This is a genomic window from Citrobacter sp. KTE30 (genome assembly GCF_000398825.1).
GTDB lineage: Bacteria > Pseudomonadota > Gammaproteobacteria > Enterobacterales > Enterobacteriaceae > Citrobacter > Citrobacter freundii.
In genome coordinates this window covers 2,729,026-2,738,706 of the sequence record NZ_KB976055.1, presented here as the reverse complement: position 1 = coordinate 2,738,706, position 9,681 = coordinate 2,729,026, and the positions used below count along the sequence as shown (strand labels likewise).

Below are 9,681 nucleotides of genomic sequence, written 5' to 3'. Positions count from 1 at the left end.
GGAGTTAAAGATGAAAAAGGCGCTTCTGGTGGTCAGCTTTGGCACCAGCTATCACGACACCTGTGAGAAAAATATTGTGGCCTGTGAGCGCGATCTTGCAGCCAGTTGCCCTGACCGCGACCTGTTCCGGGCGTTTACCTCCGGGATGATTATCCGCAAGCTCAAGCAGCGTGACGGCATTGAAATCGACACACCGCTGCAGGCGCTGCAAAAACTGGCGGAGCAGGGGTATCAGGATGTGGCTATTCAGTCGCTGCACATTATCAATGGCGACGAATACGAAAAAATTGTCCGCGAAGTGCAAAGTATGCGTCCGCTGTTTTCACGCCTGACGCTGGGTGTACCGCTACTGAGCAGCCATGAAGATTACGCCCAGCTGATGCTGGCGCTGCAACAGCAAATGCCGACGCTTAGAGAAAATGAAAAAGTGGTGTTTATGGGACACGGCGCCAGCCATCATGCCTTTGCCGCCTATGCCTGTCTCGACCATATGATGACGGCGCAGCGCTTTCCGGCGCGGGTTGGGGCGGTGGAAAGCTATCCGGAAGTGGATGTGCTGATTGAAAGTTTATCTCAGGAAGGGGTGGCGGCGGTGCATCTGATGCCGCTGATGTTAGTTGCTGGTGACCATGCCATCAATGATATGGCCTCTGACGAAGATGATTCGTGGAAAACATTGTTCAATGCGGCCGGGATAAAGGCTACGCCATGGCTCAGTGGACTGGGTGAGAATCCGGCGGTTCGCGCCATGTTCGTGGCACATTTACAGCAGGCGCTTAATGTGGCGCTGGAGGAAGCAGCATGAGCGGGAAACTGTACGCATTAAGCACCGGACCTGGCGCTTCCGATCTGATCACCGTACGTGCTGCACGTACGCTGGGCATACTGGATATTCTCTATGCGCCTGCCGGGCGTAAAGGCGGCGATAGCCTGGCGCTGTCGATTGTACGGGAGTATATCGGCGAGCAGACCGAGGTCCGCTGCTGCCATTTTCCCATGAGTGCCGACAGCGCGGAAAAAGAGGCCGTCTGGGATGAGGTTGCAACCGCGCTGGTTCAGGAAGTCGAAGCTGGAAAAAAAGTAGGTTTTATTACGCTCGGCGACGCCATGCTGTTCAGTACCTGGGTCTTTTTACTGCAGCGCATTGGTTCGCCTGACTGGTTAGAAATCGTCCCGGGCGTGACTTCTTTCGCTGCGATTGCCGCGCGTTCGAAAACCCCGCTCGCCATGGAGCAACAATCGCTGGCAGTGGTCTCCTGTACCGCGCCGGAAGCTGAAATTCAGCAGGCGTTAAAGCAGCATGACAGTCTGGTGTTGATGAAAGTGTACGGTCGTTTTGCGCGTATCAAAGCGCTGCTGCAACAAGAAGGTTTGTTGGGCTGCGCATTAATGATGTCTGAAGCCACGCTGCCAGGTGAACAGTGCTGGCGTCATCTCGATGAGGTGAGCGACGATCAGCCGCTGCCTTATTTTTCGACCATTCTGGTCAACAAACAGTGGGAGTATGCACAATGAAGCTTGAACAACAGCTAAAACAGCTGTCTTTCAGCGGGTTGGCTGCGGCGCTATTACTGATGATTGTTCCTGAGCAAGCGTTCGCCATGCACATTATGGAAGGCTTCTTGCCGCCGATGTGGGCGCTGGCATGGTGGCTGCTGTTTTTACCCTGCCTGTGGTACGGGCTGGTGCGCTTGCGCCAAATCGTGCAGGAAGATAACCACCAGAAAGTTTTACTGGCACTGTGCGGCGCCTTTATTTTTGTGCTGTCGGCGCTGAAAATTCCTTCCGTTACCGGAAGTTGTTCACACCCTACCGGCGTAGGCCTGGCAGTTATCCTGTTTGGACCTGGCGTAGTGGCCATCCTCGGGGCGATCGTTCTGCTGTTCCAGGCACTGCTGCTGGCACACGGTGGTTTAACGACGCTTGGCGCGAACGGCATGTCGATGGCGGTAATTGGCCCGGTAGTGGGTTACATGGTGTGGAAAATGGCCTGCCGTGCAGGGCTGCGTCGTGATGTTTGCGTCTTCTTGTGCGCGATGCTGGCGGATCTCGTCACCTATTTCGTGACGTCGGTACAGCTGGGCGTGGCGTTCCCGGATCCCTCTGCTGGCGCTACCGGTTCAATCATTAAGTTCATGGGGATTTTCTGTCTGACGCAGATCCCAATCGCGATTGCGGAAGGGTTACTCACCGTGCTGATTTACGATCAGCTAACCAAACGCCAGTTAATAACCGCACAAGGACATTAACGATGAAAAAGACGCTGATTATATTGGGCATGGTAGTGGCGCTGGTGATCCTGCCGTTCTTTATCAACCACGGTGGAGAGTACGGCGGTTCAGACGGTGAGGCGGAGAGTCAGATTCAGGCTATTGCCCCGCATTATGAACCCTGGTTCCAGCCGCTGTATGAACCGGCAAGCGGTGAAATTGAAAGTCTGCTGTTTACACTTCAGGGATCGCTGGGCGCAGCCGTGATTTTCTATATTCTGGGTTATACCAAGGGCAGGCAACGCCGTGATGACCGGGCTTGACAGGCTTAGCTATCAAAGCCGTTGGGTTCATGTCTCGCCAGTGCGGAAATTTCTGCTCTGGCTGGTGATGATGATTCTGGCGTTTACTCTGCCCCCGTTGGGGCAGGGTATTGAGCTGTTATTGATTGCCGCGCTGAGCTGCTGGCTGCTGCGTATTTCCTTCTGGCGCTGGTGCCGTTGGATGGCATTACCGTTTGGTTTTCTGGCGGTTGGCGTAGTGACCATCCTGTTTAGCATCAGCCGCGATCCACAGACGCTGTTGGCCAGCATACCTGTGGGAAGTTACTGGTTGGGGATCAGCGCACCAGGTCTGGTGACAGCGAATGAAACATTCTGGCGCAGCCTTGCTGCGCTGGCGGCAACCTTCTGGCTGGTACTGAATCTGCCGTTTCCGCAATTAATTATCCTACTCAAACGCGCGCACGTTCCTCGCCTGCTAACTGAGCAGATCCTGCTGACCTGGCGGTTTATTTTTATTCTGTTAGACGAGGCGCTGGCTATTCACCGCGCACAAACGCTGCGTTTTGGTTATCGTAGCTTGCCGTTGGGCTACCGCTCTCTGGCAATGCTGGTGGGATTGCTGTTCACTCGCGTGTTGATCCGCTACCAGCAAATGACCACCACACTGGATATCAAACTTTATCAGGGTGATTTTCACCTGTAAGGAAAAGTATGCTTGCCACCTCAGCGCTTTGGTTTCGCTATCAGGATGACCCGATCCTCAAAGGGCTAACGCTGGATTTTTCTACGCATGCCGTCACCGGGTTGGTAGGCGCTAATGGTTGCGGGAAATCCACGCTGTTTATGAACCTGAGTGGCTTATTGCGCCCACAGCAAGGCGCGGTGATGTGGCAGGGTAAACCGCTGGATTACAGCAAACGCGGCCTGCTGGCGCTGCGTCAACAGGTGGCAACGGTATTTCAGGACCCCGATCAGCAAATCTTTTATACCGATATCGACAGCGATATCGCCTTTAGCCTGCGCAATCTCGGGGTGGATGAGGCTGAAATCACCCGACGCGTGGAAGATGCGCTTACGCTGGTCGACGCCCAGCATTTTCGCCATCAGCCCATTCAGTGTTTAAGCCATGGGCAAAAAAAACGCGTAGCGATAGCCGGGGCGTTGGTGTTGCAGGCGCAGTATCTGCTGCTGGATGAACCTACTGCGGGCCTCGACCCGTCAGGCCGCACACAGATGATTGAGATTATCAAACGCATCGTAGCGCAAGGAAACCATGTCGTAATTTCAAGCCATGATATCGATCTTATCTATGAAGTCAGCGATGCGGTGTACGTTTTACGCCGGGGCGAAGTACTCACGCACGGCACGCCAGGCGACGTTTTCGCCCGTACGGATCTTATTGAACAAGCGGGATTGACTCAGCCCTGGCTGGTGAAGCTGCATACCGAGTTGGGCTTCCCGCTGTGTAAAACAGAGGCTGAATTTTTTAGCTGTATGCGAGAGAACGCACTGAAGGAGGCGTCATGACGCAGGCAATAATGTTGCAGGGAACGGCATCTGATGTGGGTAAAAGCGTATTGGTCGCCGGGCTGTGTCGTATTTTTTATCAGGATGGACTGCATACCGCACCGTTCAAATCGCAGAACATGGCGCTGAACTCTGGCATTACGCCAGAGGGAAAAGAAATGGGCCGCGCGCAAATTTTTCAGGCTGAAGCCGCAGGTATTACGCCAGATGTGCGTATGAACCCGGTTCTGCTTAAACCGACCAGCGATCGCAAAGCGCAGGTAGTGCTGATGGGCAAAGTAGCGACTGATATGGACGCGGTGAGTTACCACGAGTACAAACCTCGTCTGCGGGAACAGATCCTGTCAGTTTATAACAGCCTGGCGCAGGAGTTCGATGTGCTGGTGCTGGAAGGTGCGGGGAGCCCGGCAGAGATTAACCTGCGCGATCGCGATATCGTCAATATGGGCATGGCAGAAATGGCGCAGTGCCCTGTCGTTTTAGTGGCGGATATCGATCGTGGTGGGGTATTCGCCTCCATTTACGGCACGCTGGCGCTGTTGCACGATCACGAACGCGCACGCGTAAAAGGGGTGATCATCAATAAGTTTCGCGGTGATGTGACGCTGCTGCACTCCGGTATCGAGCAAATTGAAGCGCTGACCGGTGTTCCGGTGCTGGGCGTGATGCCATGGCTGGATGTTGATCTGGAAGATGAAGATGGCGTTGCACTGCAAAAGGGCAAGTATTTGCGCACTGATAAACGCGACATCGACATCGCCGTTGTGCAAATCCCGCACATTTCTAACTTTACGGATTTCAATGCGCTTGCTGCGCAGCCGGATGTGCGTGTGCGCTATGTTCGCCAGCCTGAAGAGCTGGCGGGGGCCGATCTGGTGATTTTGCCCGGCAGCAAAAATACCCTTGGCGATCTGGTGTGGCTGCGTGAAAGCGGGATGGCGCATGGCGTCGTGCAATTGCATCGTAATAACGTACCGGTGGTGGGGATTTGCGGCGGTTATCAAATGCTTGGCGATACCATCATTGATGAAGTGGAGTCAGGACTCGGTACGCTGCCGGGGCTGGGTTTGCTCAATACCGTAACCCATTTTGCCCAGCACAAAACTACGACCCTGGTTGAGGGGCAAATGTCCTCATCGCTGCCTGACTGGCTGGCGGGCACGGCGGGGTTATCCGTTCGCGGTTATGAAATTCATATGGGCGAAACAGCATTAACCGATGAATGTCAGTCGGTGATGACGTTGCACAAAGACGGCTGCAACGTTGTTGACGGCGCGGTCACTGCGGATGGTCTGGCGTTCGGCACCTATCTTCACGGTCTTTTCGACAGCGATGATTTCACCCGTGCGTTGGTCAATGGCCTGCGAGAACGTAAAGGGTTAGCTCCGCTGGATTCCACCTTCCATTACGCGCAATATAAATCGCAGCAGTTTGATCTGCTGGCGGATGCGATGCGGCAACACATCGATATTGAGAAAATTTATACCATCATGCAGCAACACCGGGAGCCAGTATGATGATTCTGGTTACTGGCGGCGCGCGAAGCGGTAAGAGTCGGCATGCGGAAGCGCTGATCGCTGATTCCCCAAACGTTTTGTATATTGCGACTTCGCAGATTTTTGATGAGGAGATGGCTGCGCGAATTCAGCATCATCGCGATGGACGTCCTGCGCACTGGCGTACAGCCGAACGTTGGCAACATCTTGATGAACTGATCACGGCCGCGAACGATCCTCAGGAAACCATTCTGCTTGAATGCATCACTACGATGGTGACCAACCTGCTGTTTGCTCTGGGCGGTGACAGCGATCCGGACAGCTGGGATTACGCGGCGATGGAGCAGTCTATCGAAGGTGAAATCCGTTCGCTGATTGCAGCCTGTCAGCGCTGCCCGGCAAAGATCGTGTTGGTCACTAACGAAGTGGGAATGGGGATTGTGCCGGAGAACCGTCTGGCGCGGCATTTTCGTGATATTGCAGGACGCGTGAACCAGCGACTGGCGGCGGCGGCTGATGAGGTCTGGCTGGTGGTATCAGGAATTGGAGTCAAAATTAAATGAGTAAGTTGTTCTGGGCAATGCTCTCTTTTATCAGTCGCTTGCCCGTTCCTGCTCGCTGGTCGCAAGGACTGGATTTCGAGCACTATTCCCGCGGTATTGTGATGTTTCCCCTGATTGGCGTCGTGTTGGGAGGGTTGACGGGGCTGGTCTTCATGGCGCTCCAGACCTGGTGCGGTATACCGTTGGCCGCTCTTTTTGCGGTGCTGACGCTGGCGTTATTGACCGGGGGATTTCATCTGGATGGTCTGGCGGATACCTGTGACGGCATTTTTTCGGCGCGTCGACGCGAGCGGATGCTGGAAATCATGCGCGACAGTCGTCTGGGAACCCACGGTGGACTGGCGCTAATTTTCGTTTTACTGGCGAAGGTGCTGGTGGTGAGCGAACTGGCTTTGCGTGGCACGCCGATGCTGGCTGCGCTGGCGGCGGCATGTGTCGCCGGGCGAGGAACGGCGGTGTTGCTGATGTATCGGCATCGCTATGCCCGCGAAGAAGGGCTGGGTAACGTTTTTATTGGTAAAGTCACCGGGCGTCAAACCTGCGTTACGTTGGGATTGGCGGCGATCCTTGCCGCCGTGCTGCTTCCCGGCATGCGCGGCGTGGCAGCGCTGGTTGTCACAATGGTGGCGATTTTTATTCTTGGGCAGTTATTAAAACGCACGTTGGGTGGGCAAACCGGCGATACGCTGGGCGCTGCCATTGAACTTGGCGAGTTGATTTTCTTGCTGGCTCTGCTCTGAGTCAGCCCACATACTGGAACCCTTATGCAGACTTTAACCTCTTTACTCCGCGCGATCCCATTACCTGACAGTGCCGCGATGCTGCGCGCGCAGCAGCATATCGACGGCTTGCTTAAGCCGCCGGGAAGCTTGGGGCGACTCGAATCTCTCGCCGTGCAAATGGCCGGGATGCCTGGCCTGAAGGGTGTGCCGCATGTGAATGGCAAAGCGATGCTGGTGATGTGCGCCGATCACGGCGTGTGGGATGAAGGGGTTGCCGTTTCACCTAAAGTTGTCACGGCTATACAGGCTGCCAATATGACGCGTGGAACGACCGGCGTCTGCGTCCTCGCCGCTCAGGCGGGGGCGAAGGTCCATGTGATAGATGTGGGGATTGATGCTGAACCTATTCCCGGCGTGGTGAATATGCGCGTGGCACGCGGCTGCGGCAATATAGCCGAAGGCCCGGCAATGAGCCATTCGCAGGCCGAGGAGCTGTTGCTGGAAGTCATTCGCTATACCCATGAACTGGCCAAAGACGGCGTAACGCTGTTTGGTGTCGGTGAGCTTGGTATGGCAAATACTACACCTGCGGCGGCCATTGTTAGCGTGCTTACCGGCAGTGATGCTGAGGAAGTCGTGGGTATTGGCGCTAACCTTCCTCTTTCTCGGGTGGGGAATAAGGTAGACGTTGTGCGTCGGGCAATTGCCGTCAATCAGCCAGATCGCCATGACGGTGTCGATGTGCTGGCTAAAGTTGGTGGGTTCGATCTTGTCGGCATGGCAGGGGTAATGTTGGGGGCGGCCTCCTGCGGCCTGCCGGTCGTGCTGGATGGTTTTCTTTCTTATTCCGCTGCGCTGGCGGCCTGCCAGATTGCACCACAAATAAAACCCTACCTAATCCCGTCACATTTCTCCGCTGAGAAGGGCGCCCGTACCGCGCTGGCGCATCTTGAATTGGATCCATATCTGAATATGGGGATGCGTTTGGGTGAAGGCAGTGGGGCCGCGTTGGCGATGCCTATTGTTGAGGCTGCTTGTGCGATGTACAACAATATGGGGCAGTTAGCCGCCAGTAACATCGAGCTTCCGGATGGTAAGGAAGCGTAGTTACCGCTCAACCTGAACCTCGCCTGTTGGCGAGGTTTTTTTATGCGCAAATATGTCGTAACCCACTAAAACAGATAATAAAAGCTATAATTAACGGATATCTGCTGCGACGAAGGAAAGGAAAAAGATGCGTCGTGTAAAACTGCTTTGTTCACTCATTATGCTGCTTGCGAGTCAGGGCGCGCAGGCGGTGAGTTATCCACTGCCGCCAGAGGGCAGTCGCCTGGTGGGTAGCCCTTTGACTGTTACGGTTCCACCAGGAAATACCAAGCCGCTGGAGGCATTTGCCGCTCAGTACGGGCAGGGGTTGAGCAATATGCTTGAAGCCAATCCGGGCGTCGATGTTTTTCTGCCTAAATCGGGTTCAACGCTGGTTGTGCCGCAGCAACTGATATTACCGGATACCGTACGCGAGGGGATTGTCATCAACGTCGCCGAGATGCGGCTTTACTATTATCCTGCTGGCAGCAATACGGTTGAGGTTTTACCCATTGGCATTGGTCAGGCGGGTAGAGAAACGCCGCGCAACTGGGTGACGGCGGTAGAGCGTAAGCAGGAAGCACCAAGCTGGACACCGACGCCAAATACCCGACGCGAATACGCCGCTCGCGGGGAAAGCTTGCCAGCATTTGTTCCTGCCGGGCCAGAAAATCCGATGGGCCTGTATGCAATTTATATCGGCAGGCTTTATGCCATTCACGGGACAAATGCCAATTTCGGTATTGGTCTGCGGGTAAGCCAAGGGTGTATCCGTTTGCGGAATGACGACATCAAGTACCTGTTTGATACGGTGCCTGTAGGGACCCGTGTACAATTAATTGACCGGCCGGTGAAATACAGCGAAGAGCCGGACGGTAGTCGTTGGGTGGAAGTGCATGAGCCGTTGTCGCGAAATCGTTCGGAATACGAGTCTGACAGAAAGGTACCTTTGCCAGTCACTCCCGCTCTGCGTACCTTTATCAACGGGAATGACGTGGATGTGAGCCGTGGGAACCAGGCACTGGAAAGACGTTCCGGTATGCCGGTGAACATCAGCCTGGTACAGAAACATTATTAATTTTCAGGGCGACTCTGGTGACCTTCAGGTCGGATGGGTCGCTTTTTTTATTTGATACTGCCCCATTTTTACCACGCCAATATGGTCTGCCATTAGTTGAGCTTCGTGTTCACTGTGGGTAACCAACAGCGCCGTTTGCCCTGCGGCGCGCAAAATATCCCGTACCTCGTTGCCAAGACGTTCACGCGTGCGCTTATCAAGGCTGGAGAAGGGTTCATCGAGCAACAGGATTTCCGGATGTGGCGCCAACGCGCGCGCAAGGGCGATACGCTGTTGTTGCCCGCCTGAAAGCTCATGCGGATAGCGGTTGGCATGGCTGTGTAACTCCACCATTTTCAGCAGCTCAGTCACTCTGGCCTGTTGATCCTCACGCGGCATGCGACGCAATCCAAAGGCCACATTTTGCTGCGCGGTCAGATGGGGGAATAACGCATATTCCTGGAAGACCATGCCGACATGACGTTTTTCCGGTGGCAGATGAATGCCGGGACCGGCAACACGGCGCTGTGACACATAGATCTCTCCGTTTTGCAGGCGTTCAAATCCGGCAACTGCGCGTAGCACCGTGGTTTTCCCGCAGCCTGAAGCGCCCAGCAGACAGGCGATTTCACCTTTATGTACCGACATTGAAAATCCGCTCAGTACCGATTGCTGGCTGTTGCCATAAGTAACGTGTACATCCTGGAGTCGTAATGCAATTTCTGACATTGTTGCT

General features: G+C 54.7%; 12 protein-coding genes. 11 read left to right on the top strand and 1 reads right to left on the bottom strand.

All coding sequences use genetic code 11. The features are described from left to right. Positions 1-10: 10 nt before the first annotated feature. The 11 genes from WC1_RS09870 to ldtA all read left to right on the top strand — a co-directional run bounded on the left by WC1_RS09870 (position 11) and on the right by ldtA (position 8,966). A complete protein-coding gene (locus WC1_RS09870; protein ID WP_003844231.1) occupies positions 11-805 on the top strand; it encodes a sirohydrochlorin cobaltochelatase in 795 nt (264 codons plus the stop codon). Further along, positions 802-1,515 carry a cobalt-factor II C(20)-methyltransferase gene (locus tag WC1_RS09875; protein ID WP_016150566.1) on the top strand — a complete coding sequence of 238 codons (714 nt, stop codon included), beginning with the start codon at positions 802-804 and terminating at the stop codon, positions 1,513-1,515. The genes WC1_RS09870 and WC1_RS09875 overlap by 4 nt, the downstream gene beginning before the upstream one ends. Further along, the gene (gene cbiM, locus WC1_RS09880) at positions 1,512-2,249 is read left to right on the top strand and encodes a cobalt ECF transporter S component CbiM (RefSeq protein WP_003834098.1); all 738 of its coding nucleotides are present in this window, start codon (positions 1,512-1,514) and stop codon (positions 2,247-2,249) included. Before WC1_RS09875 ends, cbiM begins: the two co-directional genes overlap by 4 nt. 2 nt (positions 2,250-2,251) lie before the next feature. Next, entirely contained in the window at positions 2,252-2,533 is a 282-nt protein-coding gene (locus WC1_RS09885) for an energy-coupling factor ABC transporter substrate-binding protein (protein WP_003030289.1), read from the top strand. Next, a complete protein-coding gene (locus tag WC1_RS09890) occupies positions 2,520-3,197 on the top strand; it encodes an energy-coupling factor ABC transporter transmembrane protein (RefSeq protein ID WP_003030290.1) in 678 nt (225 codons plus the stop codon). The genes WC1_RS09885 and WC1_RS09890 overlap by 14 nt, the downstream gene beginning before the upstream one ends. 8 nt (positions 3,198-3,205) lie before the next feature. After that, entirely contained in the window at positions 3,206-4,021 is an 816-nt protein-coding gene (locus WC1_RS09895; RefSeq protein WP_016150565.1) for an energy-coupling factor ABC transporter ATP-binding protein, read from the top strand. Next, positions 4,018-5,538 (top strand): cobyric acid synthase, encoded by a 1,521-nt coding sequence (locus WC1_RS09900; RefSeq protein WP_016150564.1) that lies wholly within the window; start codon positions 4,018-4,020, stop codon positions 5,536-5,538. The genes WC1_RS09895 and WC1_RS09900 overlap by 4 nt, the downstream gene beginning before the upstream one ends. Further along, positions 5,535-6,080, top strand: coding sequence for a bifunctional adenosylcobinamide kinase/adenosylcobinamide-phosphate guanylyltransferase (cobU, locus tag WC1_RS09905; protein ID WP_003844228.1), 546 nt, complete (start codon positions 5,535-5,537; stop codon positions 6,078-6,080). The genes WC1_RS09900 and cobU overlap by 4 nt, the downstream gene beginning before the upstream one ends. Next, positions 6,077-6,820 carry an adenosylcobinamide-GDP ribazoletransferase gene (gene cobS, locus WC1_RS09910; protein ID WP_003844226.1) on the top strand — a complete coding sequence of 248 codons (744 nt, stop codon included), beginning with the start codon at positions 6,077-6,079 and terminating at the stop codon, positions 6,818-6,820. Before cobU ends, cobS begins: the two co-directional genes overlap by 4 nt. A 24-nt stretch (positions 6,821-6,844) precedes the next feature. Further along, positions 6,845-7,909: a nicotinate-nucleotide--dimethylbenzimidazole phosphoribosyltransferase gene (gene cobT / locus WC1_RS09915; protein ID WP_016150563.1), complete on the top strand. Its 1,065-nt coding sequence runs from the start codon at positions 6,845-6,847 to the stop codon at positions 7,907-7,909. A 127-nt stretch (positions 7,910-8,036) separates the two neighbouring features. After that, the gene (gene ldtA, locus WC1_RS09920) at positions 8,037-8,966 is read left to right on the top strand and encodes a L,D-transpeptidase (RefSeq protein ID WP_016150562.1); all 930 of its coding nucleotides are present in this window, start codon (positions 8,037-8,039) and stop codon (positions 8,964-8,966) included. 24 nt (positions 8,967-8,990) lie between these two features. Here the strand turns inward: ldtA and WC1_RS09925 are convergent, their stop codons facing one another. Next, positions 8,991-9,674, bottom strand: a complete 684-nt coding sequence (locus tag WC1_RS09925) for an ABC transporter ATP-binding protein (RefSeq protein ID WP_016150561.1) — start codon at positions 9,672-9,674, stop codon at positions 8,991-8,993. Positions 9,675-9,681 lie beyond the last annotated feature (7 nt).

Coding starts and splice junctions, on each gene's coding strand:
- WC1_RS09870 (WP_003844231.1), top strand. CDS start 11: ATGAAAAAGGCGCTTCTGGTGGTCAGCTTTGGCACCAGCTATCACGAC.
- WC1_RS09900 (WP_016150564.1), top strand. CDS start 4,018: ATGACGCAGGCAATAATGTTGCAGGGAACGGCATCTGATGTGGGTAAA.
- ldtA (WP_016150562.1), top strand. CDS start 8,037: ATGCGTCGTGTAAAACTGCTTTGTTCACTCATTATGCTGCTTGCGAGT.
- cbiM (WP_003834098.1), top strand. CDS start 1,512: ATGAAGCTTGAACAACAGCTAAAACAGCTGTCTTTCAGCGGGTTGGCT.
- WC1_RS09895 (WP_016150565.1), top strand. CDS start 3,206: ATGCTTGCCACCTCAGCGCTTTGGTTTCGCTATCAGGATGACCCGATC.
- cobU (WP_003844228.1), top strand. CDS start 5,535: ATGATGATTCTGGTTACTGGCGGCGCGCGAAGCGGTAAGAGTCGGCAT.
- cobS (WP_003844226.1), top strand. CDS start 6,077: ATGAGTAAGTTGTTCTGGGCAATGCTCTCTTTTATCAGTCGCTTGCCC.
- cobT (WP_016150563.1), top strand. CDS start 6,845: ATGCAGACTTTAACCTCTTTACTCCGCGCGATCCCATTACCTGACAGT.
- WC1_RS09885 (WP_003030289.1), top strand. CDS start 2,252: ATGAAAAAGACGCTGATTATATTGGGCATGGTAGTGGCGCTGGTGATC.
- WC1_RS09890 (WP_003030290.1), top strand. CDS start 2,520: ATGACCGGGCTTGACAGGCTTAGCTATCAAAGCCGTTGGGTTCATGTC.
- WC1_RS09925 (WP_016150561.1), bottom strand. CDS start 9,674: ATGTCAGAAATTGCATTACGACTCCAGGATGTACACGTTACTTATGGC.
- WC1_RS09875 (WP_016150566.1), top strand. CDS start 802: ATGAGCGGGAAACTGTACGCATTAAGCACCGGACCTGGCGCTTCCGAT.